General features: G+C 67.8%; 19 protein-coding genes. 2 read left to right on the top strand and 17 right to left on the bottom strand.

Translation table 11 applies throughout. The features are described from left to right. Positions 1-201: 201 nt before the first annotated feature. From RR928_RS12190 to RR928_RS12255, 14 genes are all read right to left on the bottom strand, one after another. Positions 202-1233, bottom strand: a complete 1032-nt coding sequence (locus RR928_RS12190) for a porin (RefSeq protein ID WP_332682670.1) — start codon at positions 1231-1233, stop codon at positions 202-204. A gap of 180 nt (positions 1234-1413) precedes the next feature. Continuing rightward, positions 1414-3096 carry a tannase/feruloyl esterase family alpha/beta hydrolase gene (locus RR928_RS12195; protein ID WP_332682672.1) on the bottom strand — a complete coding sequence of 561 codons (1683 nt, stop codon included), beginning with the start codon at positions 3094-3096 and terminating at the stop codon, positions 1414-1416. 207 nt (positions 3097-3303) lie between these two features. Further along, positions 3304-3981: a hypothetical protein gene (locus RR928_RS12200; RefSeq protein ID WP_332537165.1), complete on the bottom strand. Its 678-nt coding sequence runs from the start codon at positions 3979-3981 to the stop codon at positions 3304-3306. Positions 3982-4174: 193 nt separating this feature from the next. Then, entirely contained in the window at positions 4175-5509 is a 1335-nt protein-coding gene (locus RR928_RS12205; protein ID WP_332537138.1) for a LysR family transcriptional regulator, read from the bottom strand. A gap of 44 nt (positions 5510-5553) precedes the next feature. Then, positions 5554-5940: a Zn-ribbon domain-containing OB-fold protein gene (locus RR928_RS12210; protein WP_332537140.1), complete on the bottom strand. Its 387-nt coding sequence runs from the start codon at positions 5938-5940 to the stop codon at positions 5554-5556. A 2-nt stretch (positions 5941-5942) separates the two neighbouring features. Next, complete coding sequence (locus tag RR928_RS12215; RefSeq protein ID WP_332537142.1) at positions 5943-7130, bottom strand: thiolase domain-containing protein; 1188 nt, start codon at positions 7128-7130, stop codon at positions 5943-5945. 17 nt (positions 7131-7147) lie between these two features. Continuing rightward, positions 7148-8902, bottom strand: a complete 1755-nt coding sequence (locus tag RR928_RS12220) for an acyl-CoA dehydrogenase (protein WP_332682675.1) — start codon at positions 8900-8902, stop codon at positions 7148-7150. Between the two features lie 5 nt (positions 8903-8907). After that, on the bottom strand, positions 8908-9675 hold the full coding sequence (locus RR928_RS12225; RefSeq protein WP_332537146.1) for an SDR family NAD(P)-dependent oxidoreductase: 768 nt from the start codon (positions 9673-9675) through the stop codon (positions 8908-8910). A 30-nt stretch (positions 9676-9705) separates the two neighbouring features. Further along, positions 9706-11853 carry an acetate--CoA ligase family protein gene (locus RR928_RS12230; protein WP_332682678.1) on the bottom strand — a complete coding sequence of 716 codons (2148 nt, stop codon included), beginning with the start codon at positions 11851-11853 and terminating at the stop codon, positions 9706-9708. A 33-nt stretch (positions 11854-11886) separates the two neighbouring features. Next, positions 11887-12681: a crotonase/enoyl-CoA hydratase family protein gene (locus RR928_RS12235; RefSeq protein ID WP_332537150.1), complete on the bottom strand. Its 795-nt coding sequence runs from the start codon at positions 12679-12681 to the stop codon at positions 11887-11889. Between the two features lie 23 nt (positions 12682-12704). Then, entirely contained in the window at positions 12705-13463 is a 759-nt protein-coding gene (locus RR928_RS12240) for an ABC transporter ATP-binding protein (protein WP_332537152.1), read from the bottom strand. Continuing rightward, entirely contained in the window at positions 13460-15286 is a 1827-nt protein-coding gene (locus tag RR928_RS12245) for a branched-chain amino acid ABC transporter ATP-binding protein/permease (protein ID WP_332682681.1), read from the bottom strand. The genes RR928_RS12240 and RR928_RS12245 overlap by 4 nt, the downstream gene beginning before the upstream one ends. Then, entirely contained in the window at positions 15287-16324 is a 1038-nt protein-coding gene (locus RR928_RS12250) for a branched-chain amino acid ABC transporter permease (RefSeq protein WP_332682683.1), read from the bottom strand. It abuts the gene before it with no gap. A 30-nt stretch (positions 16325-16354) separates the two neighbouring features. Beyond that, the gene (locus RR928_RS12255; RefSeq protein ID WP_332682685.1) at positions 16355-17491 is read right to left on the bottom strand and encodes an ABC transporter substrate-binding protein; all 1137 of its coding nucleotides are present in this window, start codon (positions 17489-17491) and stop codon (positions 16355-16357) included. Positions 17492-17585: 94 nt separating this feature from the next. Between RR928_RS12255 and RR928_RS12260 the strand changes: the two genes are divergently transcribed. Beyond that, complete coding sequence (locus RR928_RS12260; protein WP_332549040.1) at positions 17586-18104, top strand: MarR family winged helix-turn-helix transcriptional regulator; 519 nt, start codon at positions 17586-17588, stop codon at positions 18102-18104. Between the two features lie 3 nt (positions 18105-18107). Here RR928_RS12260 and RR928_RS12265 read toward each other — a convergent pair whose 3' ends face one another. The 3 genes from RR928_RS12265 to RR928_RS12275 are packed head-to-tail and all read right to left on the bottom strand — an operon-like array spanning position 18108 to position 20632. Further along, positions 18108-18611, bottom strand: coding sequence for a MarR family winged helix-turn-helix transcriptional regulator (locus RR928_RS12265; protein WP_332682687.1), 504 nt, complete (start codon positions 18609-18611; stop codon positions 18108-18110). Next, positions 18612-19571 (bottom strand): PDR/VanB family oxidoreductase, encoded by a 960-nt coding sequence (locus RR928_RS12270; protein WP_332537161.1) that lies wholly within the window; start codon positions 19569-19571, stop codon positions 18612-18614. Next, complete coding sequence (locus RR928_RS12275; protein WP_332682689.1) at positions 19568-20632, bottom strand: aromatic ring-hydroxylating dioxygenase subunit alpha; 1065 nt, start codon at positions 20630-20632, stop codon at positions 19568-19570. The genes RR928_RS12270 and RR928_RS12275 overlap by 4 nt, the downstream gene beginning before the upstream one ends. A gap of 294 nt (positions 20633-20926) precedes the next feature. Here RR928_RS12275 and RR928_RS12280 point away from each other — a divergent pair. After that, positions 20927-26057: DUF4347 domain-containing protein (locus RR928_RS12280; protein WP_332682690.1), on the top strand; the 5131-nt coding region annotated here is incomplete at its 3' end.

Consider the following 26057-nt stretch of genomic DNA (forward strand, 5'->3'; position numbering starts at 1 on the left):
GGCGACGCGCCCGATGCGGTCGCGCTCGCGGACCTGGTCTATGCGCATCGCCAGCACCACTACATCGTCGAGGCACTGGAGCGCAGGGAATCGTCACGCGCCGAGATGCTGCTGCGCGAACACGCGACCATCCAGCGCCACAGCATGAACCTTTGAACGCCCGCGTCGGCCTGGCGCAAGACCGGACACGGGCCCCACCGTTCAGAAACGGTGGCGGATGCCGCCGACCAGCGTCGTGCCGCGCTTGAGGTCGCTGACCTTGTCCGAGCTCGCGAGCACGTAGAGGTCGGTGCGCTTGGACAGATAGTGGTTATAGGACAGGGCCAGGGTCTTGCGCGTGCGGTCGCCGACCACGGCGTCCAGGTCGGTATGCGAGTACGACACCAGCACCTTGTGCGCGCCCATCACCGGAATGCTCGCGCCCAGGTTGTAGATCTTGTAGGTGTTGCGCAGCACTTCCTGCTTCTGGCGCTGGGCGATGCCCACGAGCTTGAAGCTGCCGAAGTCATAGGACGCGCTGACCAGCTGCGAAGTCTGCTTGGACTCGCCCGCGACCAGCGGACCGGCCTTGATGTGGTCGCCCGCGATCGCCACGTCCAGGCCCTGGTTGATGTAGCTCAGGCTGTAGCCCGAGCGGCCCCTGTGCGGGCTGGTCTCGGACATGCCGTAATGCACGGCGCCGCGAAAGCCGCCGAAGTTGGGCGTGGCGTACTGCAGGCCGTTGTTGATGGTGCTGTCGGTCACGGCCTGCGGCGCGGCAATCGGCTGGCCGCCGGGGAACATGTGCTGGAACATCGGGCCCAGCGCGGCCAGGCCGAACACGTCCTGGCGCATCAGCGTGAAGAACAGCGGCGAATTCATGCGCCCCATGTTGAACTCGCCGAAGTTGCCGCTCAGGCCCACGGTGGAGCGGCCCGCAAACGCGACGTCGCCGGGAAAGCGGCCCAGGTCGCCCGAATCGGGGCGCAGGAACATCTGCAGGTTGAAGTTCGCGCGCAGGCCTCCACCCAGGTCTTCGGCGCCCATGAAAGCCACGCGCGAAGTCGTCAGGCCGCCCGAGCCCACGACCGTGGTCGCGTCGCGCCCCGACAGCTGCTGGCGTCCCGCAAAGGCGTCGACCACGCCCCAGATGGTCACCGACGAGCTGGGCGCGGCGGTCTGGGCCTGCACGCCCAGGCTGGCCAGCGCGCCCAGCGAAGCCGCGGCGATGAGGGTGAGTTTGCGCAATGCCATGTTTTTGTCTCCTGAAATATAGGTATGGATTCGTAGGGATAGGTGCTCATTGGCACTGCCGTCAGCTTCTCAGCAAGCCGGCTGCGCGACCAATGCCATTCGCATCGCGACCCATTCGTTTTGTCGATAGCCCCGGACTAACCCCAATCACCGGCCCATGCCCCGGGCCGGTGGCGGGCGTCATTCGCAGGCGAAGCTCGCGGCCGATTCGGTATTGCCGCCCTGGTAGCGCGCGACCTTGGGGAAAGGGCACAGCGGCCGGGTGCGGGCGCTGGACCAGCCGGTCGCGGCCAGATCGGCATTGGCCGGACGCACGGACGCGGTGATGCGGTCGGGCGCACGGCCGTCCTCGACCCAGTCGACGAGCGCCGTGAGCATGTCGAAGCGGTCGGTGGCGACCCCGCCCGAGCAGTGGTTCATGCCGGCCACGGGGTAGTAGCGCGCGAAGTTGGGCGTGTCCTCGCCATGGGTCTTGCGCAGCGCCGTGTACCAGTTGGCCGTGTCGTCCGACGAAAACGCCGGGTCGGCCGTGCCGTGGTAGACCATGAGCTTGGCGCCGCGCTCGCGCAGCGTGAACAGCCGGTCGGCGTCGGGCGGCGTCATGAACGCCAGCGCCGATTCGGTGAACAGGCCGCCCGTGGTCCCGATCTTGGGTGCGTCCTTGTCCATGCTGTAGTTCAGCAGGCCGTCCACGAGCGCCGTCGGCGCCAGCGCGTTGGGCGGCGTGGTGAAGATGTAGGGCAGCGAGCCCGCGCCCAGCGTGGTGTTGATGAAGTACTTCCAGACCGACCAGCCGCCGCTGCGCATTCCCGGGTCATAGGGGAAACTTGCATGCAGCGCCGTGCCTGCGGCATTCTTCGCGCCGCCGAAGATCTTGCCCATCGCGGTTTTCTGCGCCGCGCTCAGGCAGCTGCCGTCGCGCGCGCCGCTGCAGGTGGGCACGTCCAGGTCCAGCTTGAACGTGGTCTGGCAGGCCTGCACGTCGAGCACCATGCCGTCCTTGAGGCCGTCGAGCGCGTCGCAGCGCGCCAGCACGCGGTCGGCCACGAGGTTCAGTTCGGCGGGCGTGAAAGCGCTGGACAGCGCGGCCGTGGAATCGGCCACGGTGTTGAGCCACTGCGTGTCCCAGGCGCCCTGCACCGCCGACTTGGGCAGGTTGAAGCCCGGGTTGCCGGCCAGAATGCCGTCATATTGCGCGGCATAGCGACTGGCCGCAACCATGGCGTGGCGCCCGCCGTTGGAGCAGCCGCCCATGTACATGCGGTCCGGCTCCTTGCCATAGGCCGCGTTCACCACCTTGCGGCCCATGGGCGTGAGCTTGGCCACGGCCTGGTAGCCGTAGTCCAGCCGCGCCTGCGGGTCCAGCCCGAAATGCCCGGGGCCTGCATTGTTCTGCGCGCCGTTGTGGCCCGCGTCCGAGCTGAGCACGGCAAAACCCATGGACAGCGCCGTGGTGTCCGTGCCTGGGCCGGACGCGCCCACGGCCGTGGCCACCACGCCGTCGCCGCCGCCGTTGGCCTGGTAGAAGAAGCGCCCGTTCCAGGCCTTGGGCAGGCGCATCTCGAAGCCTATCGCGTAGTTGCCGTTGACGCCCGTGCGTTCGTGCATCAGGCCCTGCACCAGGCAGTGCTCGGGCGCCTGCTGGCCGGCCAACGCGCCGGCCGGAACGACAGTGGCGGAAGTGAAACGCGTGTTGGGCAGGGATACGGCACTGAGCGTGGCGCAGGCCTGCAGCGCGCCGCCCTGGGCCTTCGATAACTGGGGCGGCGGCGCGCTCGCCTGCGGTGCGCCGTCGCCGCCGCAGGCGCTCAGCAGCAGGGGAAGCGCCGCGGCGCTGCAAAGAAGGTGGCGGGGCAGGTTCATGGAAGCGGTCTCCTCTTGGGGCTGTGATGCATCGCAGCATCTCAGTTCACCCCAGGGACGGCCAATGCGATTCGACCCGCGCGCCATGCTTATTGCCGATATCCGCAATCACCCGCATAGGGCGCGGCGCGGGCTTGCCTGCGCGCGCCCAAGCGCGCCAGCAACCAGCTTGCGGCTGTCGGTCAATGCACTTTCAGCGACCGGACGCTACGGCAGAAAAGCGGGGGACAGCAGGCGCACACCGATGGAGAGCCAGCGCTCCTGCGTGCTGCTGCCCGCGCGATTGCCATAGGTGGCATCCATCTGCACACGATTGGGCACCAGCCAGTAGCGCAGGCCAACTTGATAGAACGCCTTGCCCTGGTTCTGGCCGAAGGTTTCGGCGATCATCCAGGTGGACTGCGACAACTGCGTTTCTGTGCCTATGCCCCAGGTCATGCGCTGCCTTCTCGGTTCCTTCTCGCGCAGCCAGCCCAGATTGGTGTGCAGCAGCACCCGGTCATCGCGGAATGAAAAAGTGGCGGGCACATAGGCATAGAGGTCGCCGATCAGACCGTTGTGGATCTGCGCATGGCGCGCATTGCCCAGCGCCAGCCCCCAGGACCAGCCATTGGGCTCCAGCGTCTTGAACAGGGTCTTGCCCTGAAAGACGATATCCGTGGTCTGCACTCCCAGGTCGCCTTTGGTACGGGCACCGCCGAGCATCAGTTCCAGGTTGCCGGTGAAATTGCACGCGGGCTGCGCCCAGTACTCGGTGCTGCCGCGGTTGGACTTGACCCAGCTCTCGACCTGGCAGGATTTCGCGTCGACGATGCGGGCATCGTCGGTAATCATGGGACGAGCCGCATGGGCAGCGCCTGCGGCAAGCCAGGCGCACAGCGCCATGCCAAGGTGATGCCAGGAAATGATTGCACCGGAGGACCAGGCGTGCGGCGTGCAAGTCATGCGCATAGGGCGCTCCCAAGGAAAAGGAATCCTGTTGCAGATACGGAAGAGCTGCGCCGGCACCGCTACGCGCTTTCTTCCGTTTGAAAACTTCGCAGGAGTATACGAGCGTCTGTTGACAAACCCATGAAGATCAAGACGCTTCGACCGCCGGCTCGCGGACAGGGTTTGTCGCGCAGCGGTGCAGGACCGGCACCAGTTGCCCGGCCACCGCGCGCAGCTCGTCCAGCAAGGCCAGCACCGCGGGTGAGAGGCTGCCCCCCAGGCGTGTGGACGCACCTATGGTGCGGCTGGCATCGAGGCCGGGCAGCGGCACGACGGCCAGCTGGCCGCTGCGCAGCTCGGCCTCGATCTGCAGCGGCGACAGCAGCGCCAGGCGGTCGCTGCCCAGCAGCAGCGTACGCACCATGGCCGGGCTGTTGACCTGCAGGCGCGCGGCCGGCAGCGGCAGGTCGGCGCTCCGGAACAGGCGCTCGAACACCAGCCGCGCCGGTGTCTGCGGCAACGGCACGATCCAGGCGTGGCCCACCAACTCGGCCAGGCAACGCGGCGGCTGGGAGAGGCAAGGATGGCCGGCACGCGCGACCAGCATCAGCCGGTCCTGGAACAGCGGCTCCTGCACCAGGTCGCGCGGCGCGCCCAGAGGCCGCAGCGCACCGACGATCAGGTCGATCTCGGCGCGGCGCAGCTGCTGCACCAGCGCGTCATAGGTGCCGTCGACGATGGTCACCTGCAGGTGCGGGCAGGCACTCAGCAGGCGGTCCACGGCCTGCGGGACCAGCACGCCTATGGACAACGGCAGGGCCCCGATGCGCACCTGGGCCGTGGGCCGGCCGCCGAAGGGTGCGAGTTCCTCGTGCGCCACGGCCAGCGAGGCCAGCGCGCGCTTGACGCCGCACAGCAGGGTCTCGCCGGCCTCGGTCAGCCGCGTGCCGAAGGCCGTGCGATTGAACAGCACCACGCCGGCCAGGTGTTCCAGCTCGGCCAGATTGCGGTGCACCGTGGGCTGGCTGCGGCCCAGCTTGTGGCCTGCCTGCGGCCCGCTGCCCTGCTCGGCCACGGCCACCAGGCTGTCGAGCAGATGCGGCGCCACCATGGCGGCGAAGCGCTGGCCCTGGGCCTTGCGGCCCGCACCGGCGAGCATGGTGATCGCGGCGCTGGCCTGCTCCAGCTCGGAGAATGCACGGCGCGCGCGCTCGGTCAGGATGCGCCCGGCCGGCGTGGGCAGCATGCCGCGCGCGCAGCGCTCGAACAGCGCAAAGCCCAGCACATCTTCCAGACCGCGCAGCGCGCGCGTGACCGCGGGTTGCGACAGGTGCAGCACTTCGGCGGCGCGCACCACCGTGCCCTGCTCGGCCACGGCCACCATGGCGCGCAGGCCGCGAAAGTGCGGCAGCCAACCGGGCGCGCAGGCGCCGTCGTCGTCGGCAGTTGGCGTGACCCGCGCCAGGGCGGGCGGGGCCGGCATCGCGGGGCGCAAAGAAGTGACGCTGGCAAGCATGGCGCGCCCTTTCAGCAGGGCTCGAACATGGGAACCATCTGGCCGTTGGCGCTGGCCACGAAGCGCACCTGCACCGGCTGGCCTATGCGCAGGCTCGACAGGTCATCGGCCAGCAGATTGCTCAGCATGATGGGGCCCTCGGCCAGCGCGACATAGGCGATGCAGTACGGCGGCTGGGCGCGCGGCAGCACGCTGAGCGAATACACCGTGCCCTTGCCGCTGGCCGGCATCCATTCGGTGTTGTCGCTGCCGGTGAACGGACTGTGCGGGCGCGGATAGTGGTAGGCGCGGCCGGTGTCGAGGCAGCGGCGCAGCAGCAGCCGGCCTTCATTGGCCGCGTCCCAATAGGCGGCGGTCTCGGGCCAGATTTGCGGCGATGGGGGGATGCGGTCTTGCATGTTCAGGCCTCTCGTTCCAGGATCAGGGTGGCGCTGCCGTGGCGCGCGCCAAGTTGGCCGCCGGTGCCGTGCGCCAGCGCGAGCCGGCAATCGCGCACCTGCACTTGGGGATGGGCTTCGCCGCGCAGCTGGCGCACGGCCTCTATCACCTTGGTCATGCCGCCGCGGTTGCCCGGGTGGTTGCTGCACAGGCCGCCGCCGTCGGTGTTGACGGGCAGGCGGCCGACGCCGCTGATCAGCCCGCCGTCGGCGACGAAGCGCCCGCCTTCGCCGGGCGCGCAAAAGCCCAGGTTCTCCAGCTGCATCAGCACCGTGATGGTGAAGCTGTCGTAGAGCGAGGCGTACTGGATGTCGGCCGGGCCCACGCCCGCCTGGGCAAAGGCCTCGCGCCCGGTCTGCACGCCGCCCGAGGCGAGGATGTCGAAATGGCCGCCGTTGAGGTGCTTGACCGCAAAGCCCGCGCCTATGGGCGTGACCAGCGGGCGCTTGAGACTTCGCGCCACTTCGGGGTGGGCCACGACCAGCGCGCCGCCGCCGTCGCTGATGACGCAGCAGTCGAGCCGGTGCAGCGGCGTGGCGACGATGGGCGAATCGAGCACATCCTGCACCGTCACCGGTTGGCGCAGCATGGCATGCGGGTTGTGCTGGGCATGGTGCGAGGCCGCGACCTTGATCCAGGCCAGCTGTTCGGAGGTGGTGCCATGCTCGTACATGTGGCGTTGTGCGCACATGCCGTAGACATTGGTCACCACCGGACCATAGGGCGCCTCGAACGGCGACTCGGCCGCCGACTGGGTCTGCAGGCGGTGGCTGGCCTCGGGCGAGAACTTCTCCGCACGTGGCCGGCCCGCCTGGGTGATCAGCGCCACGCGGCACTTGCCCGCGGCAATCGCCTGGACCGCATGTGCCACATGGTTCAGATAGGCCGAGCCCCAGCTTTCGGTGGTGTCCAGATGGCGCAGGTTCAGTCCCAGGTACTCGACCATGGACAGCGGACCCGCGCCCTGGGCTTCCCAGCCGGGCACATCGCCGGCGCAGAAGTAGCCATCGACATCCGCCCACGTCAGGCCGGCGTCGGCCAGCGCGCCGGCCGCGACGTCCACGTGCAGCTGGCCCAGCGAGCGGTCCAGCGCATGCCGGGTCGGGTGTTCATAAGCGCCCACGATGTAGGCTTGTCCTTTGAGTTGCATGGTGGGGAGTTTTCCTGTCAGTGCGATGCCGCAAGCAGCGCGCCGGTGTCGGTCGCCGGTGCCAGCGCCGCGGCGCGCAGCGCCTGCGTCTCGGGCAGCATCTGGGTGAAATAAAAGCGCGCGGTTTCGAGCTTGAGCGCGTACCAGGCATCGCCCCGGCCCGCGCCCTCCAGGCTGGCCTGCGCCATGCGCGCCCACAGCCAGGCCAGCACCAGGTGGCCGGCCAGGCGCAGGAAGACCGTGCTCGCGGCCAGCGCGGCGCCCGGGGTTTCGCGCTCGCGCGCGCCCAGGGTCGAGGTCAGCGACTGCAGCTCGTCCCGCAGGCGCGCCAGCGGCGCGGCGAACTCAGCCATGGCGGCGCTGCTGCCGGGGCCCGCGAGCCAATCGCGCACCTGCGCCTGCAGCAGCTCCAGCCGCCGGCCGCCATCGCCCAGCACCTTGCGCAGCAGCAGGTCCTGGCCCTGGATGCCGGTCGTGCCCTCATAGAGCGTGATCACGCGCGCATCGCGCACCAGCTGCTCGATGCCGGTGTCGCGCATGTAGCCATGGCCGCCGAAGGTCTGCAGCGCCAGGCTGATGGACTGCTGCGCGTTCTCGCTCAGAAAGCCCTTGATGATGGGCGTGAGCAGACCCAGCAGCTCGCCGGCGGCGCGCGCCTGGTCGGCATCGGGATGGCTTCGCGCCTGGTCGATCAGCAGCGCCGCCCAGTGCACCAGCGCGCGCCCGCCTTCGGTCCAGGCCTTTTGCGTCAGCAGCATGCGCTGCACGTCGGGGTGCTCGACCAGCGCGCAGGGCTGGCGGCCCGCGGGCGAGCGGCCCTGGCGGCGCTCGAGCGCATAGCCCCGGGCGTTCTGCAGCGCCAGCTCGCTCAGGCCCACGGCCTGCAGGCCCGACAGCAGCCTGGCCTCGTTCATCATCGGAAACATCGCGGGCAGGCCCGCATGCAGTTCGCCAACCAGCCAGCCGCGCGCGTGCTCGAAACGCAGCGCGCAGGTCGGGCTGCCATGCAGACCCATCTTGTGCTCTATGCCATCGCAGTGCACGCCGTTGCGCTCGCCGCCTTCCAGGCGCTTGGGCACGAGAAACAGGCTGATGCCGCGCGAACCCGCGGGCGCGCCCGGCGTGCGCGCCAGCACCAGATGCACGATGTTGTCGCTGAGGTCATGCTCGGCGCCGCTGGCGAAGATCTTGCTGCCGCTGACGCGGTAGCTGCCCTGGTCGCCCGGCACGGCGCGCGTGGTGAGCAGGCCTATGTCCGAGCCGGCCTGGGGCTCGGTCATGCACATCGACGACAGCACGCGTCCGCTGGCCAGGCCCGGCAGCCATTGCGCCTGCAGCGCGGCGCTGGCCGAATGGCGCAGGCAGGCGGCGGCGCAGTGGTTGATGGCGGCAATCATCACGAACGCATGGCTGGCCGAGGCCACGAGTTCGTTGACGACGCTGAACACCAGCGTGGGCAAGGCCTGGCCGCCCACGCGGGCGTCGGCGCAGATCGCCGGCCAGCCCAGTTCGCAGTAGGCGCGGTAGGCGTCGGCAAAGCCCGCAGGCATGCTCACTTCACCGTCGGCCCAGCGGCAGCCCGCGGCATCGGCCGCGGCATTGACCGGCAGGATGCGCTGCGCGGCAAAGCGGCCCGCTTCCTCGGCCAGCGCGTCCAGCGTCGCGGTGTCGATCGCGGCGTGGTCCGGCAGGGCCTGCAGCTGGCGGGCCGCGTCCAGCACTTCGTGCAGCACGAAGCGCAGCTCGCGCAGGGGGGGCGTGTAGTGCAGCATAGTGCTCAGCGCGGCGCCAGGCGCACCGCGCCGTCGATGCGTATCACCTCGCCGTTGAGGTAGCTGTTGCGCGCGATGTCGGCCACCAGCTGCGCGAACTCCTCGGGCCGGCCCAGGCGGCGTGGAAACGGAATGCTGTCGGCCAGCGCCTGCTGGGCCGGCAGCGGCAGGGTCTCGAGCAGCGGCGTGTGGAAAATGCCCGGCGCCACCGCCATGGCGCGCACGCCCTGCGGCGCGAACTCGCGCGCCAGCTGTATCGTCAGCGCCGCGAGCGCACCCTTGGACGCGGTATAGGCCGCCTGGCCGACCTGGCCTTCGAAGGCCGCGACCGAAGCGGTGAACAGCACCAGGCCGCGCTCGCCGTTTACAGCGTCTGCGGGCTCGGCGGCCATCATTTCGGCCGCGGCCAGGCGCGTCATGTTGAACGCGCCAAACAGGTTCAGGTTCACCACCTTGATGAAGTCGGCCATGGGCATGGGGCCGTCCTTGCCCACGACGCGGCGCGCCGCGCCGCCTCCCGCGCAGTTCACCAGCAGGCGCGCCACGCCGTGGCGTGCGCGCGCCGCGGCGATCGCCGCCTGGGCGCTGTCGGCGTCGGTGACGTCGCAGTGCAGCGCCAGCCCGCCTATGCGCTCGGCCACGGCCTGGGCGCGTTCCAGCTGGATGTCGAGCACCGTGACGCGCGCGCCCAGCGAAGCCAGGTGCACGGCCGTGGCCTCGCCCAGGCCTTGCGCGCCGCCCGTCACCAGAACAGGAGTTCCTTGGAGTTCCATGTTGTCAGTCCTTTGTAGATTGCTCGCCGCTCACTGCGTGACGATCAGCGCATCCAGCGCCACGACGCCCTGGCCCTTGCCGTAGGCGACCAGCGGGTTGATGTCGACTTCGGTGATCTCGGGGTGCTGCAGCATCAGCTGGCCCAGCAGCGCGACCACCTCGGCGACCGCATCCAGATCGACCGCGGGCGCGCCGCGAAAGCCGTCGAGCAGCTTGGCGGCCTTGAGGCTGCGCAGGCGTTGGACGATGGCGCTGCGCGGCAGATCGGGCGCGAGCAGCTGCACGTCGCCCAGCGCCTCGACCCAGATGCCGCCCAGGCCGACCATCAGGATCGGTCCCCAGTTGGGGTCGCGGCTCGCGCCCACGACCAGCTCCAGGCCGCGCTCGCCCATCTTCTCGACCAGCGCGCCATCGAGCACCAGCTGCGGCTCGGCGCGGCGCACGTTGTCATGCAGGCGCTGCCAGGCGGCGCGCAGCGCGGCCGCGTCGGCGATGTTCAGCAGCACGCCGCCGACCTCGCTCTTGTGCGCCAGCGTCGCGGCCTGGGCCTTGAGCACCACGGGGTAGCCGATGTCGGCGGCAATGCGCACGGCTTCATCGGGCGTGGTCGCCAGCGCGCCCGCAGGCACGCGCAGGCCCAGCCGGCCCAGCAGCTGCTTGCCCACCCATTCGGCCTGCGTGCCGCTGCCCAGACCCAGCGGGCCGTCGAGGCGCAGCGCGGGCGCGGTATCGGGCGCGGCCTGGGCGGCGCGCGCGCGGCCGAAACGCGTGATGCGCGACAGTGCGCGCAGCGCGCGTTCGGGCGAACGCATGACGATGGCGCCGCTGCGCTGCGCCTCCTCGATGAACGCCGGCGGCAGCGGCTCGTCCTCGCTTTGCATCACCAGGATCGCGGGCTTGGCGCTGGCGCTGATGCCTTGCAGGTAGTGGCGCAGCCAGACCACGGCGGTCTCGGGGCCGGGCATGGGCAGGGACACCAGCACGCTGCCCAGGTCCGCGTCGGCCAGCAGCGACGCCGTGCCCAGCGAGATCAGTTCGGGCTTCCACGCAACCAGCGTGCCCAGGTCCAGCGGATTGCGCGGCGGCGTGAAGTCGGGCAGATGCTCGCGCAGGCGTTCGGTCTGCTCGGCCGACAGCGCGGGCAGGTCCAGGCCCAGCGGCTCCACATAGTCCTGGGTGATGCCGCACAGCGCGCCCGAGGCCGTGACCAGGCCCAGGCCGCCCGTGGGCGCCTGCGGATAGCGCAGCAGCAGCTGGCCCAGGTCGATGGCCTCTTCCAGCGTATCGACGTTGACCACGCCCGCATGCTCGACCATCAGGTGCATGGCTGCGTGGTTGCCGGCCAGCGCGCCGGTATGCGACTGGGCCGCGGCCTGCGAGCGCTCGCTGCGCCCCGGGTGCAGCAGCACCACGGGCTTGCCGGCCTGGCGCGCGCGGCCGGCGGCGGCCAGGAAGTCGGGCGCGCTGCGGATCTGCTCGGCATAGACCACGATCACGCCGGTGTACGGGTCATCGACGAAGAAGTCGATCATTTCGGCCAGGCCTTGCTGGGCCTCGTTGCCGGTGGTCATCATGTACGACAGCGGCACGCCGCGCATGCGCAGCGAGGCCGCGAGGTGCGCGCCTATGCCGCCGCTTTGCGCGACCACGGCCACCGCCTTGCCCGCGTCGCGGTCCAGCGGCGGCGGAATGTTCTGCTCGACCATGAAGACGGTGAACGCGTCCACATAGTTGAAGTAGCCCACGGTGTTCGGGCCCAGCAGCGCCAGGCCGCCGGCGCGCGCGACTTCGCCTATGCGCCGCTGCTGTTCGCGGCCGGCGTCGCCCATCTCGGCAAAGCCGGACGCAAAGCAGACCGCGCCGCGCACGCCGCGCGCCACGCAGGCCTCGATGTTGGCCAGCACGGCTTCGGACGGCAGCATCAGGATGGCCAGGTCCACGCCTTCGGGCAGCTGCGCCACGTCGGTGAACACCGGACGGCCCATGATCTCGCCGCCGCTGCGCCCGACCAGGTGCACGGTGCCGGTGAAGCCGCCTTGGAGCATGTTGCCCAGCACCACTTGGCCGGCCGAGCCGGGCTTGGCGGACATGCCGATGATGGCCACCGAGCGCGGCCGGAAAATGGGATCGAGAGACAGGCGCGCAGCGCCGCCAATGGAAGGAGGAAGTTGGGTCATGGCAAGGGACTCGATGAAAAGGAAGGGATGGGCTCAGTCGGGGCTTACGACCTTGGCGGCGCGCTTTTCCAGGAAGGCGGCGACGCGCTGCTTGGCCTCGGGCGCGCTTTGCGTGACGGTGGCCATCAGCGCCTCGGTCATCAGGCCGTGCGACATGGGCTGCTCGGCGATCAGCGGCAGCGCGTTGAGGATGGCGAAGTTCGACAGCGGCGCGTTGCCGGCAATGCGCTCGGCCAGTTCACGCGCCTTGCGCATGCCTTCGCCGGCCGGGGTCACGTAGTGCGCCAGGCCGATGGCATGGCCTTCCTGCGCGTTGACCACATGGCCGGTGAGCATCATTTCTGCGACGCGTGAGAAGCCGATCAGCTTGCTCACGCGCACCGAGCCGCCGCCGCCCAGGAAAATGCCGCGCTGGCCTTCGGGCAGGCCGAAGTAGGCGCTTTCTTCCGCCACGCGCACATGCAGGCAGGACGCGAGCTCCAGCCCGCCGCCGACGACCGCGCCCTGCAGCACGCCGATCACCGGCACGCGGCCGAACTGGATCTTGGAGAACGCGTCGTACCAGGCCAGCGAATGCTGCATGCCTTCGGCCGCGGTGGCCTCGGACAGCTCGGACAGATCGAGCCCGGCGCTGAAATGGGTGCCGGCGCCGGCCAGGATGGCCACGCTCACCGTGGCCGGCAGCGCAGCGAAGCAATCGCGCAGCTGCTCGATCACGCGCAGGCTCAGCGCATTGCGCTTCTCAGGGCGGTTGAGCGTGATGGTGGCGACGGCGCCGTCGATTTCCAGGGTGACCAGACGCGGTTCTTGCAGGGTATTGGTGTTCATGCTTGGTTTGCTCCGATGGGGTTTCAGTTCGGCACGGCGGCCGGCGCGACGGCGTCGCTGGTCGTCATGCCCATGTAGCTCTGCGCGATGCGCGGGTTGTTGGCGAGTTCGCCGGCCGGCCCCTGCAGCGCGATGCGGCCGTTCTCCAGCACATAGCCGTAGTCGGCCAGCGCCAGCGCGGCGCGCGCGTTCTGCTCGACCAGCAGCGTGGACACGCCGTGGGCGCGCAGGCCGCCGATCACATCGAGCATTTCCTGCACGATGCGCGGCGCCAGGCCCAGGCTGGGCTCGTCGAGCATCAGCAGCCGCGGCTTGCCCATCAGGGCCCGGCCCACGGCCAGCATCTGGCGCTCGCCGCCCGACAGCGTTCCGGCCAGCTGGCTGGAGCGCTCCTTGAGGCGCGGGAACAGGTCGTAGACCCAGTCAAGCTGGTCGGCCGGCGCCTTGTCGCGCAGGCGGTGGCGGCGAAAACTGCCCAGTAGCAGGTTGTCGATCACGGGCATGTCGGCAAACAGCTCGCGGCGCTCGGGCACCAGAGAAATGCCGGCCAGCACGCGCTCCTCGGTGCCCATGCCGGCCAGCGACCGGCCGTCGAAGATCACCTCCCCCGTGCTGGGCAGCAGGCCCATCAGCCCGTTGAGCAGCGTCGACTTGCCGGCGCCGTTGGGGCCGATGACGGTGACCACGCTGCCCGCGGCCAGCACCAGGTCGGCGTCCTGCAGCGCGCTGACCTGCCCGTAGCAGACGCCGAAGTTCTTGATCTGGAACAGCGGTGCGGTCATGGCGCGGCTCCCAGGTAGGCTTCGAGCACGGCCGGGTGGGTCTGTATGACCAGCGGCGCGCCTTCGGCGATCTTGCGGCCGAACACCATCACCACGATGTGGTCGGTGAGCTTCATCACGAATTCCATGTCATGCTCCACCAGCAGGATGCCCATGCCCTCGTCGCGCAGCTCCGACAGCAGCACGGCCAGGGCCTGTTTCTCGAAAGCGCGCAGGCCGGCCGCGGGCTCGTCGAGCAGCAGCACGGCGGGGTCGCAGCACAGCGCGCGCGCGATCTCCACCAGCCGCTGCTGGCCCAGGGCCAGGCTGCCCGCGGGGCGGTGCATCAGCTCGGCCAGACCGACGCGGCGCAGCGCGCGCTCGGCCTCCTGCAGCATCGCGGCCTCGATGCGCCGGTCGCGCCGCAGCACGGCCGCGACCACTCCCACCCGGGCGCGCTGGTAGGCGCCCAGCGCGACGTTCTCCAGCACGCTCATGTCGGCGACCAGCTTCACATGCTGGAAGGTGCGCGCCAGCCCCAGGCGCGAGATCTCGCGCGCGGCCCGGCCGTCTATGCGCAGTCCGCGCAGATGCACTTCGCCGCCGCTGGGCGGCAGCACGCCGGTGACCAGATTGAAGGTCGTCGACTTGCCCGCGCCGTTCGGCCCGATCAGGCCGACGATCTCGCCGGCCTTGACCGTGAGGTCTACGCCGTCGACCGCCAGCAGTCCGCCAAAGCGCTTTTGCACGCCGCGCACCTGCAGCAGCGCCTCGCCCGCGGGCACGGGCGTGCGCCGCGCCAGCGCCGGCGCGCCCGGCACCACGGCGATGCGGCGCGCGGGCAGCCAGCGGCCCAGGCCGGGCCACATGCCGCCGGGCGCGAAGCGCAGCAGCAGCACCAGCACCAGGCCGAAGACGATGACCTCGAAGTTTCCCGCGCTGCCGAACAAGCGCGGCAGCAGCACCTGCAACTGGTCCTGCAGCAGCGTCATGACAGAGGAGCCCAGCACCGCGCCGCCCACGTGCGACATGCCGCCCGCGACCAGCATGATCACGTACTTGAGGCTGGCTTCGAGGCCGAAAGGCGTGGGGTTGACGGCGCGCTGCAGGTGGGCGAACAGCCAGCCCGAGACCGAAGCCAGCAGCGCGGCAAGGACGAACACCGTGACCTTGAGGCGCGCGGTGTCCACGCCCATGGCCTCGGCCATCTGCACGCCGCCGTGCAGCGCGCGGATGGCGCGCCCGGGCCGCGAGTCCAGCAGATTGAGTGCGCCCCAGGCCGACAGCGCGACACTGAGCCAGATCAGCGCATACATGGCGCGCGAGCCACCCAGGTCCCAGCCGAGCAGCGTGATGCTGGGCAGATCGGACAGACCGTCATACTTGCCCAGCGCCTCTACGCTGCCGAACAGGTAATACAGCGCAATGCTCCAGGCAATGGTCGCCAGCGGCAGGTAGTGGCCCGACATGCGCATGGTGATCGTGCCTATGAGCCAGGCGCTGACGCCGGTCGCGCCCAGACCGACGAACAGCGTGATCCAGGGCGACCAGCCAAACGTCAGCGTGCAGTAGGCGGTCGCGTAGGCGCCTATGCCCACGAACGCCGCCTGGCCGAACGAAGTCAGGCCGGCGATGCCGGTCAGCAGCACCAGGCCCAGCACCACCAGCGCGTACAGCCCCACGTAGTTGGCCTGGGTGATCAACAGATCGGGCACGGGCGCGAGCGGCAAGGCCGCAGCCAGCAGCACCAGCGCGCCCGCGAGCAGTCGGCTGCTGCCGGCGCGTGGCCCGGGGGCCGCGGCCACGGCAGCAGCTCCAGCCGGGGAAAAGGAATCGGGTTTCATTCAATGCTCCTCGGTTGCGCCGCCGCGCCTGGACAGCCACCACAGCACCGGAATCACCAGCAGGAACACGATGCTTTCCTTGTAGGCGCTGGCCAGAAAGGACGAGAACGCCTCGACGATGCCGATGGTGACCGCGCCCAGCAGGGTGAAGCCGTAGCTGGCCATGCCGCCGAAGATGGCGGCGACGAAGCCCTTGAGTCCGATCAACAGACCCGAGTCGTAGTAGATGGTCACGATGGGCGCGATCAGGATGCCGCACAGCGCGCCGATGAAGGCCGCGATGGCAAACGACATCTGCCCCGAGAACGCGACCGAGATGCCCAGCAGCTTGGCGCCCGTGGCATTGGAGGCGGCGGCGCGCAAGGCCTTGCCGGACAGCGTGTAGCCGAACACCAGCGCCAGCAGCACGATCAGCGCAATGGCCGCAGCAAGCACGATCACGCCCTGGCCGTTGATCGCCCAATTGCCCAGCAGCAGATCGCCGTCCCACAGCGCGGGCGTGCGGTAGCCTTCGACGCCGAACAGCCACAGCCCAATGCCGGCGAGCACGAAATGCACGCCCACCGAGGTGATCAGCAGCACCAGCACGCTGGCGTTGGCCATGGGCCGGTAGATCAGGCGGTACAGCAGCGGCCCCAGCGGCGTGACGATGGCCATGCTCAGCAGGCACTGCAGCACCAGCGGCAGTCCGCGCGGCGCGGCCCAGACCATCAGCGCGCTGAGCGCGCCCGGTGCCACCAGGTAGTACAGCGCAATGCGCGCCAGCCGGCGCGGCTGGCCTTCGCGCAGCGCGGCTGCGGCCTCGAGCGCGCCGGCGATCAGCGCCATCGCCAGCAGCAGCCAGACCGTGCCGGGCAGCTGGCCCGCCTGCAGCCAGGCCAGCGTCAAGGCGCCGAAAGTGACGAACTCACCCTGGCCGAAAAATATGATGCGCGTCACGGAGAACACAAGCACCAGCGCCACGCCCAGCAGCGCATAGATGGCGCCGGTCGTGATGCCGTCCTGCACCAGCAGCGCGCCCAGCTCAAACGAATTCATGGATCTGACTCCTTTGCAGCAGCGCGCAGATCAGGGAATCAGCGTCCACTGGCCCTTGTCGACGCGCAGCAGCGCGCGCGCGTCCGGACCATGGCCCCAGTGGTTGGTCGCCGTGTAGCGCAGCACGCCCTTGGTCACCGGGATGCCGTCGGTGTTTTCCAGCGCATCCTTCAAGGCCTCGCGAAAGGCCGGCGATCCGGGCTGGGCCTTCTTCAGCGCCACGGGAATGATCTTTTCCAGCACCAGGCCGATGTCATAGACATGGGCCGCGAACTGGGTGCGCGAGCCCGCGCCGTACTTGGTCTCGTACTCATCGACGAACGCCTGGGCGATCTTGCGGCCCGGGTGCGACGCCGGCAGCTGCTCGGGAACCTGCTCGGGGCCGGAGATGACCAGCGCGCCTTCGGCATCCTTGCCCGACAGGCGCAGGAAATCGCCCGAGACCGAAGCCGGCGTGTGGTAGACCTTGCCCTTGTAGCGGCGCTCGGCCAGGGCTTTTTGCGGCAAGGCCGCACCACCGCCCACGGCCACCACCAGCACCGCGTCCGGCCGCGCGGCCAGCACCTTGAGCGTCTGTCCGGCGACGCTGGTGTCGGCGCGCGTGAAGCGCTCCACCGCCACCACCTTCACGCCGGCCTGCTCGGCCTGCTGGTTCAGCGACTTCAGATAGACCTCGCCGTAGGCATCCGACAGTCCCAGAAAGCCCACGGTCTTGACGCCCGCGCGCTTCATGTGCGCCAGCAGGCCCTCGGTGAAGAAGCCCGAATCCATGGTCGAGCGGAACGTCCAGGCGTCGCGGCCCGGCGGCAGCTCGACCGGGTTGGGCGCGAGATGCAGCACGCCGGCTTCGTTGGCCACCTGGGCGATGGCAATGGTCGCCGGCGTGTTGGCCGCGCCGATGATCACGTCGACTTTTTCCTCCAGGAAGCGGCGCGCGTTCTTGGTCGCGATGGTCGGGTCGCCGGCGTCGTCGAGCACCTGCAGCACCAGCTTTTGCCCGCCCATCTCCTGCGGCCACATCGCGAAGGCATTGCGCACCGGAATGCCCAGCGAAGCGCCGGGGCCGGTCAACGAAGTGCTGATGCCGATGCGGATATCGGCCCAGGTGGCCTGGCTGACCAGCACCAGGCCACCCAGCGACAGTTTCAACGCGGTCGTGAACTTCATGTCATCTCCTTTTGTTAGCCTGCAAATCTGTTTACCTAGCAAACAGTTAGTTCATGCTAATCTAAAGCCTGAGATCAAAAACTAGAGGTAACCCTTGAAAACTGCGCATCCCGTAGCCGCAAAACCAGGCGCCGACAACAGCCTGGCTGCAGCCCAGAAGAATCCGGCCTCCGGCGACGTGCCCGACATACTTCATGATTCGCTGGGCTATGCGATACAGCGGGCCAAGGTCCGCACCTACGAAATGCTGTTCGCCGCCTATGGCGAGGACACCATCTCGCCCGCGCGCATGACCGCGCTGTCGATCATCGGCACCCAACCCGGCACCAACCAGTCCGCGCTCGCCGAGCAGCTGCGCATCACGCGCGCCAGCATCGTCAAGGTGATAGACAACCTCGAGGCGCTGGAACTGGTCGAGCGCTGCTCCATCCCGGGCGACCGGCGCAGCTACTCGCTGCTGCTGACCGAGAAGGGCCGCCAGGAGCTGCTCAGCCTGTACGAGAAGACGCGCCGCTACGAAGTGCGCATTGCGCAAGACCTGAGCCCTGACGAGCGCGCCTTGCTGATCTCGCTGCTCGACCGCGTGGCGCTGTCCGACAAACCATCCACATAGGCGTCACGCCCGGCTCTGTTCGCGTGCCTGGGGACGGTAAGGTGCCCGGCTCATGGCGTTCTTGCTCGCGGTGAAATGCCGCAGGAGGCGCAGAAATTCGCGTTGGTCGTGCGGGCTGAAATCGTCAAGCAACGTCTTCTGCATGGCATGCATGCGGGAGTCGATCTGCCGCAGCATGTCGCTGCCCTGCGCGGTCAGGAACAGGCAGCGCTGGCGCTTGGGCGCGAGCTGGCGCGCGATCCAGCCCTTGGTCTCCAGGCGCACGGCGGTGAGCGCGGCCGACGAGGTGTCCAGCGCCACTTCCTGCGCCAAGGTCACCTGGTCTATGCCGGGCTGGGCCTGCAGGCATTTGAGAATCGCGTACTGCACCGGCGTGATGTCGCCGCCCATGGTGCTGTGGAACACCGACACCGCGATCTGGTGCGCGCGCCGTATCAGATGCCCGGGCTGGTCGTCCAGCGCCAGGGCCCCGCCCGGATCCTGGAACATGGCCTGTTGCGCCGCCATCTACAGGTCCAGCACCAGCAGCGGCGAGCGCGAACGCGAGCAGCAGGGGGTGAACTGGTCGTTCAAGGCCTGCTCCTCCTCGGTCAGGTACATGTCCTTGTGTTCGGGAATGCCTTCGAGCACGCGCGTCAGGCAGGTGCCGCACACGCCTTGCTCGCACGACATCTGGATCTCTATGCCGCACAGCGCCAGCGCCTGGGTCACGGTCTGCTGCGCACTGATCGGTATCACCTGGCCGGTGCTCGCGATCTTCACGGCGAAACTTCCTGCGTCCGACAGGTCCACCGCCTCGCCCGCGAAGAACTCCCAGTGCAGTTGCGATTCGGGCCAGCCCGCCTGGCGCGCACTGTCCAGCACCCAGTCCATGAAGCCCTTGGGCCCGCAGGCATAGATATGCACGCCGGCGCGCACCGGGCCGAACGCCGCGAGCGGATCGAGCGCCGGCCCAGCGTCGGCAAAATAATGGGCCACATGGGGCGCGAGCTCCGGCGCGGCCAGCGCATCGGCAAACGCGGTGTGCGCGCGCGAACGCGTGCAGTAATGCAGCCGGAAGTCCTGGCCGCTGCCGGCCAGGTGGCGCGCCATGCTCAGGATGGGCGTCACGCCTATGCCGCCCGCGAACAGCAGGTGCTGCTGCGCGGTCTGGGCGAGCTCGAAATGGTTTCGCGGCGCGCTGATCTGCAGCACATCGCCTTCGGCCACGGCGTCGTGCATGGCGACCGAGCCGCCGCGCGAGGCGCTTTCGCGCAGCACGCCGATCACATACCTGCCGGTCTCGGCAGGAGGGTTGCTCAGCGAGTACTGGCGCACAAAGCCGCCGGGCGCGTGCACATCGATATGCGCGCCCGCGGTGAATGCGGGCAGCGGCTGATCACCCTCGGCCACCAGCTCGAGCCGGCAGATGGTCTCGGTTTCCAGCGTCTTGCGCGCCACGCGCACGGTGAGCAGTTCAGCGCTCATGCGGCGGCTCCCGCGGTCGCGATCGCGGCAACGACACCGGGCGCATTGCGTTCGGCCTCCAGCCAGCGGTCGATCACGCGGCGCGACTGCACGCCGCCGGAGTCGATGTTGAGCATCAGCAGCTTGCGCTCGGGGTAGCGCAGCAGGTTCTGCTGCTGGCGCTCGAGCATTTCCATGTCTTCCGCGAAGATCTTGCCCTGGCCTTCGCGTATGGTGTCCGTGAGCGCCTGGTCCTGGGGCTTGAAGTTGCGCGCCATGCCCCAGAAGTAGTGGTGCGAAGTGTCGGTCTCGGGCGTGATGAAGTCGACGACGATGCTCGAGACCTTGTGTTCGGGCAGCGCGTCGTAGCCGCCCTTGCCTTCGAGCGCCACACCGACCTCGATCATCACGTGGCTGGGCGGCGTGAAGCGGCAGATCTGCCAGCGGTCGACCAGCTGTTCGTCGGGCAGGCCGTTGCCGCGCAGCGCCATGCGCCAGAACGGCGGCGCATGGATCTTCTCCATGAAGCGGCTGGTGACGACCTCGTCGCCCACGACCTTGGTATTGACCGGCGCCTCGTCGATCTCCTTCTGGCCGATGCTGCTGGCGTGCACATAGGTCTCGTGCGTCAGGTCCATCAGGTTGTCGACCATCAGCCGGTAGTCGCAATGGATGTGATAACGGCCGCCGCCGTAGGCCCAGTCGGGGCTTTCGGCCCATTCCAGATGGTGCAGCGGCGTGGGCACGCCCGTGCCCGGCCAGACCCAGATGAAGCCATAGCGCTCGATCGCGGCAAACGCGCGCACCGGCGGAAAGCCGCGCACGCGCTGGCCCGGCATGGAAACCGTCTTGCCGTCGCAGCCCATTTCCAGCCCGTGGTAGCCGCAGACCAGCTTGCCGTCGACCACCGTGCCCAGCGACAGCGGCGCGCCGCGGTGCGGGCAGAAGTCCTCCAGCGCCACCGCCGCGCCCGCGGCATTGCGGTAGATCACCATGGGCTCGTTGCAGATCTTGCGCCCCAGCGGCTTGGCGCCCACTTCGTCGGACATGCACGCCACATACCAGGCATTCTTGGGAAACATCGTGAGGCTCCTTGTCTTTATGGGTCAGCTCATTGAGTGTGCTGAATATGATTCAGTGTACTGAACGAAGAATCAAAATTGAAGGCGTCAAAGCCTGCGGATTTCCCTATTGACATCCACGGAAGAAGCTTTTCACCGGTTTCTGTGGGTTGCCGGGGCGCTGCCGCAGCCCCGTGGCGGTCCGGGACTTCAGCCCATTGCAGCTGGCTTCTTATGCGTAAAAGTCACTTGCATCCAGTTGTGTGAATTTGTGTTTTTTGTATAATTTTCTTTAGTTTACACAGCCAGCATTAAATGCTCTGGCCATCGGTTTCTATTGGGTTTCATCGAAGCCGCAACCTTTATGAGCCCCTTCCGCCGCGGGGCTTTTCCACAAGCGCAGCACGGCTGCACGGTTGCAACTGCAAGCAAAAACAGCCGCTGTCACCGACCACACCAGTGGCTGATTCCTATTCAAAGGTACTTTTCATGGACCGCTCCACAACTGCTGCCGCCGCTGCGCCGGATTCCTCACGCCAAGTCGTTTTCGTGAATGCCGGCCTTGCCGATCTTTCCGGCCTGCTTCAGGGCCTGCCGCCCGACATGCAGGTGGTGCTGCTCGACGAAACCCAGGACGGCCTGCAGCAAATGGCCGATTACCTGCAGGGCCGCGACGGACTGCAGGCCATCCACCTGCTGTCGCATGGCGCGCCGGGCACGGTGCAGGTGGGCAATACCTGGCTCAGCAGCGCCAACTTGGCGGAAAACCAGGCCGCCTTGCAACGCATAGGCGCGGCGCTGGGCGAGGACGGAGATCTACTGCTCTACGGCTGCCGGGTGGGCGAGGCTGGCGACAGCCGGGACTTCCTCGGCCAACTGGCGGCGATCACAGGAGCGGACGTGGCGGCATCGGTGGACGATACCGGCGCGGCCGCCCTGGGCGGCAACTGGATGCTTGAACGCAGCAGCGGCAGCATCGAAGCCAGCGCGCTGGAACTAGCTGCTTTCGACGCCCTGATGGCGGTCAGCTTCAGCGGTGGCGCCGTCGCGAGCGCGCCGGTGCTGGGCACAGGCAACAACCTCATGAAAACCGTGGTCGGCGACTTCAACAATGACGGCCAGGACGACATCCTCTTCCAGACCGGCGCTCCTGCGTCGGCATGGAAATTCGCCGCAGGCAATGCCGATGGAACGTTCACCACCTACGATCAGACCAGTTCGCCATTCGCCGGTGTGGTGCTGACCGATGCAGGAAACAACGGAACCAACTACCACGCGGCTGACGTGGACGGCGATGGCGACATCGACATCCTGGCTTTCCAGCTCACCGGCCCTTCCACCACTCTGTACCGCAATACCGGATCGGGCTTCATCACTGAAAACTTCGGCCTTGGACCCACCTACGGCGTGCGCACGCTCGTGGCGGACTTCACTGGTGATGGTGCTGCGGACGTCCTGTACCAAGGCGGTGTCGGCTCCTTCGAAAGCCCCTATGTCTGGAAGATGCTGCTCAACAACGGCAGCGGCAGCTTCACCGACCTGGCCATCACCGATCCCGCATCACCCTTCAGAAACGTCACTCTGCCGGACCTGTCCTTAAACAACTACAAGGTGGCAGATATCGATGGCGATGGGCGCGCGGATCTTATCTACGTCAATGGCGGCCAGAGCATCACTTCCTTCCGCAATGTCAATGGCATTTTCGAGGAAAGGCCGCTCACCGGAATGCCGGTGACGATCAATCGCGTGGTGGTAAGCGACTTCGACAGCGATGGTGACGCCGATATCCTCTACCAGAACGGCACGACCGTCTCCGACTGGAGGTACGCCCGAAACGATGGGGCCGCCTTTGTTGACATGGCGCTGTCAGCTTCGCCATTTTCAGGATTGACGCTGGCAAACATGACCAACCAGAACTATCGCGTCGGTGACTTCGACGGCGACGGTGACATGGACATATTCGTCAGTTCGTCCACGGCCGGCGGCAGTATCGTCTATAACCAAAGCGGCAGCCGGCCCAAACTGCTCAGCGCCACTCCTGCCGACAACAGCCTGAATGTCGCCCCCACCGCCAACATCGTGCTGACATTCGACCAGGGGGTCAGCAAAGGCACGGGCAATATCTATATCGTGCGCACTTCGGACAATGCCGTGGTGCAGACCATTGCCGTGGGCAGCGCATCGGTCACCGGCTCGGGCACCACCTGGACGATCGATGCTCCGGCCGATCTGGAACAGGGCAAGTCCTATGCGCTGCGTATCGACAGCAAGACTTTCGCCAATGCCGACGGCAAGGTATTCGCTGGCATCAGCGACAACACCACGCTGAACTTCACCACCTCGAGCGTGCAGCCACCCGTCATCGGCAACCTCCACACCGATACCGTCAGCTACCTCGAGGACAGCCCGCTGGTGCTGATCGACGCGGGCGGCAATGCCGTCGTCACCGACCTCGACTCCGCGAACTTCGGTGGTGGCAAGCTGACCGTTCAGATCGCCAATGGCGGCAACTCCGCCGAAGATATTCTGCTGATACGCGACCAGGGTGCGGGCGCCAATCTGGTGACGGTCAGCGGGGCCTCGGTCATGTACAACGGCCTGGTCATTGGCACATTCACAGGCGGCAGCAACGGCAATTCGCTGGAACTGACACTGACGGCCAATGCGACGCCGACCACCGTGTCCGCGGTGCTGCAGAACCTGGCCTATCGCAACAGCAACACGGCCGACCCGTCCACCACGCAGCGCGAAGTTTCCATCAGCCTGTCAGACGGAGCCGGCGGCACCAGCGCAGCGGCCTTGGTCCACGTGAATGTTCTGGCCGTCAACGATGCGCCCGTGGTCAGCAGCACCGGCACCAACCCGATCTACACCGAAAACGCCAGCGCGGTCGCACTGTTCACCGGCACCTCGATCAATACCATCGAGTCAGGGCAGACGGTGAACATGATGAACTACACCGTCACCAACCTGGCCGACGGCGCTGCCGAAAAGCTGGTGATCGACGGCAGCACTGTGACCCTGACCAACAGCTCCTTTGTGGTCACCGCCGGCAACAGCGCGACCGTCTCGGTCTCGGTCGCCGGCAACACCGCCATCGTGACCCTGGCGCATGCCGGCCTGTCGGCGCTCGCGGCGCAGACCATCGTCAACAACACCGCCTACCGCAACGACAGCGAAGGACCGTCGGGATCGGCGCGAGTGGTCACCCTGATCGGCTTGGGCGACAGCGGCGGCGTTGACTACGGCGGCAACGGGATGGCCAGTCCGGGCATCACCAGCACCGTGAGCGTCGTCTCGGTCAACGATGCACCGACCCTCAGCGGCGGCCCGTTCTCGATGGCCAGCGTCAATGAAGACACCGCCACCCCGGGCTACCAGGTGAGCACGTTGCTCGGCGGCCTCAGCCATGGCGACGTCGATACCGGCGCGCTTGCCGGCATCGCCGTGACCGCAACCACCGGTCGCGGCATCTGGCAGTACTCCGCCGATGGCACTATCTGGACCGATTTCGGCACCGTCTCCAATACCAGCGCTCTGCTGCTGACAACCGAGACCCAGGTCCGCTACCTGCCGGACGCAGTCAACGGCGAGAACGTCGACCTTACCTTCCGTGCCTGGGATCGCACCACCGGCAGCGCCTCGACCCCCGGGTCACGCGGCCTGGCCGATACCAGCACCAATGGCGGCAGCACGGGGTTCTCCGCAGGCACGGCCCAGTCGACCCTGGTGGTCAGTTCCATCAATGACGCACCGGTGCTCACTGCCGTGGCACCCACGCTGTCAGCACTGACCGATGGTGCAGTCAACAACGCCGGCGAACTGGTCGGCGTTCTGCTGGGCAACGTGACCGACGTCGACACCGGCGCGCTCAAGGGCATTGCCATCACCGGCGCCAGCTCCACCTATGGACAGTGGCAGTTCAGCACCGATGGCGGCACGAGTTGGAGCGACGCAGGCATCGTGAGCGACGCGGCGGCCCTGCTGCTGCGCGCCACCGACAAGATACGCTTCACACCGGACGGCCTGCATGGCGAAACCCCATCGATCACCTACAAGGCCTGGGATCAGACCAGCAGCACCGCAGGCCAGCAGGGAACCAAAGTCAGCACGGCCACTTCGGATACAACTGGCGCATTCTCGACGGCCACGGATACGGCCAGCGTGACGGTCACCGCGGTCAACGATGCGCCACAACTGACCGCAGGGGCGGGTGCCGACGCAGCCTTCGTCGAAGGCGCCAACACCGCCTCGCAGCCCGTGGTCATCGACAGCGGCATCACCGTGTCCGACCTTGACAGCCCCACGCTGGCCAGCGCCACCGTCAGGATCACCAACTCGGAAAGCACCGATGTTCTGGGCCTGGTGGCCGTCGCCCAGACCATGGGCGACATCGACGCCTTGTGGGACGCCGCCACATCCACCCTGAATCTGTCGTCGGCCGCAGGCGCCAGCGCCGCCCAATGGCAGGCGGCACTGGGTGCCGTCACCTACACCAGCACCTCGGAGAACCCGGATACCACCACCCGGAACATCGAATTCAAGATCAACGACAGCAGCCTGGACAGCAATATCGTCAACCGCAGCGTGAGCGTGGATGCGATCAACGATGCCCCGGTCAACGCAGTGCCGGGCACCCAGAGCGTCAAGCAGGACCTCACCCTGGTGTTCAACGATGCCAACGGCAATGCCATATCCATCAGCGATGCCGATGGCGATGTACTGGAAGTCACGCTGACCGCCACCAATGGAACCTTGACGCTGCCGCCCTCGCTGGACATCGCGGTGACCAGCCCGAGCGGCAGCACTGATGTCACCACCGTCACCTTCCAGGGCAACACGGCCTCAGTCAACGCTGTCCTGCAAGGCTTGAGCTTCACACCAACAAGCGGCCATGTCGGCAATGCGAGCATCACCGTCACGTCCAATGACTCGGGCTTTTCCGGCAGCGATGGACAGAAGACGGACATTGACACGATAGGCATCACCGTGCTCCCGTTGAACCCGGCCGTCTCCGGAGTCAGCGCCTCGCAGCCCGACGGCAGCTACAAGGCGGGCGACACCCTGACCATCGTCGTCACCTTCGACCAGAGCGTGAACGTCGATACCACGGGCGGGGTGCCGGTATTGCTGCTGGACCTGGGCCAGCCCGGCCGCCAGGCCACCTACAGCAGCGGCTCGGGCACCACCGAACTGAGCTTCACCTATACCGTGCAGGCCGGCGACAACAGCGCCGATCTCGACTACTTGAACAGCACGGCCTTGCAGCTTATGGGCGCCGCCATCCAGAGCGCGGGCGGCGACACCGCCGTGCTGACCCTGCCTGCGCCGGGAACCGCGGGCTCGCTGGGCGCAAACCAGGCCATCGTCATAGACACCACGGCGCCCACTCAGACCTTCAGCGCCCTGCAGTTTTCGCACGACACGGGCGGCAACACCGCGGACT

The organism is Comamonas sp. (assembly GCF_036666375.1).
Classification (GTDB): domain Bacteria; phylum Pseudomonadota; class Gammaproteobacteria; order Burkholderiales; family Burkholderiaceae_C; genus Comamonas.

Coding starts and splice junctions, on each gene's coding strand:
- RR928_RS12190 (WP_332682670.1), bottom strand. CDS start 1,233: ATGGCATTGCGCAAACTCACCCTCATCGCCGCGGCTTCGCTGGGCGCG.
- RR928_RS12195 (WP_332682672.1), bottom strand. CDS start 3,096: ATGAACCTGCCCCGCCACCTTCTTTGCAGCGCCGCGGCGCTTCCCCTG.
- RR928_RS12200 (WP_332537165.1), bottom strand. CDS start 3,981: ATGGCGCTGTGCGCCTGGCTTGCCGCAGGCGCTGCCCATGCGGCTCGT.
- RR928_RS12205 (WP_332537138.1), bottom strand. CDS start 5,509: ATGCCGGCCCCGCCCGCCCTGGCGCGGGTCACGCCAACTGCCGACGAC.
- RR928_RS12210 (WP_332537140.1), bottom strand. CDS start 5,940: ATGCAAGACCGCATCCCCCCATCGCCGCAAATCTGGCCCGAGACCGCC.
- RR928_RS12215 (WP_332537142.1), bottom strand. CDS start 7,130: ATGCAACTCAAAGGACAAGCCTACATCGTGGGCGCTTATGAACACCCG.
- RR928_RS12220 (WP_332682675.1), bottom strand. CDS start 8,902: ATGCTGCACTACACGCCCCCCCTGCGCGAGCTGCGCTTCGTGCTGCAC.
- RR928_RS12225 (WP_332537146.1), bottom strand. CDS start 9,675: ATGGAACTCCAAGGAACTCCTGTTCTGGTGACGGGCGGCGCGCAAGGC.
- RR928_RS12230 (WP_332682678.1), bottom strand. CDS start 11,853: ATGACCCAACTTCCTCCTTCCATTGGCGGCGCTGCGCGCCTGTCTCTC.
- RR928_RS12235 (WP_332537150.1), bottom strand. CDS start 12,681: ATGAACACCAATACCCTGCAAGAACCGCGTCTGGTCACCCTGGAAATC.
- RR928_RS12240 (WP_332537152.1), bottom strand. CDS start 13,463: ATGACCGCACCGCTGTTCCAGATCAAGAACTTCGGCGTCTGCTACGGG.
- RR928_RS12245 (WP_332682681.1), bottom strand. CDS start 15,286: ATGAAACCCGATTCCTTTTCCCCGGCTGGAGCTGCTGCCGTGGCCGCG.
- RR928_RS12250 (WP_332682683.1), bottom strand. CDS start 16,324: ATGAATTCGTTTGAGCTGGGCGCGCTGCTGGTGCAGGACGGCATCACG.
- RR928_RS12255 (WP_332682685.1), bottom strand. CDS start 17,491: ATGAAGTTCACGACCGCGTTGAAACTGTCGCTGGGTGGCCTGGTGCTG.
- RR928_RS12265 (WP_332682687.1), bottom strand. CDS start 18,611: ATGGCGGCGCAACAGGCCATGTTCCAGGATCCGGGCGGGGCCCTGGCG.
- RR928_RS12270 (WP_332537161.1), bottom strand. CDS start 19,571: ATGAGCGCTGAACTGCTCACCGTGCGCGTGGCGCGCAAGACGCTGGAA.
- RR928_RS12275 (WP_332682689.1), bottom strand. CDS start 20,632: ATGTTTCCCAAGAATGCCTGGTATGTGGCGTGCATGTCCGACGAAGTG.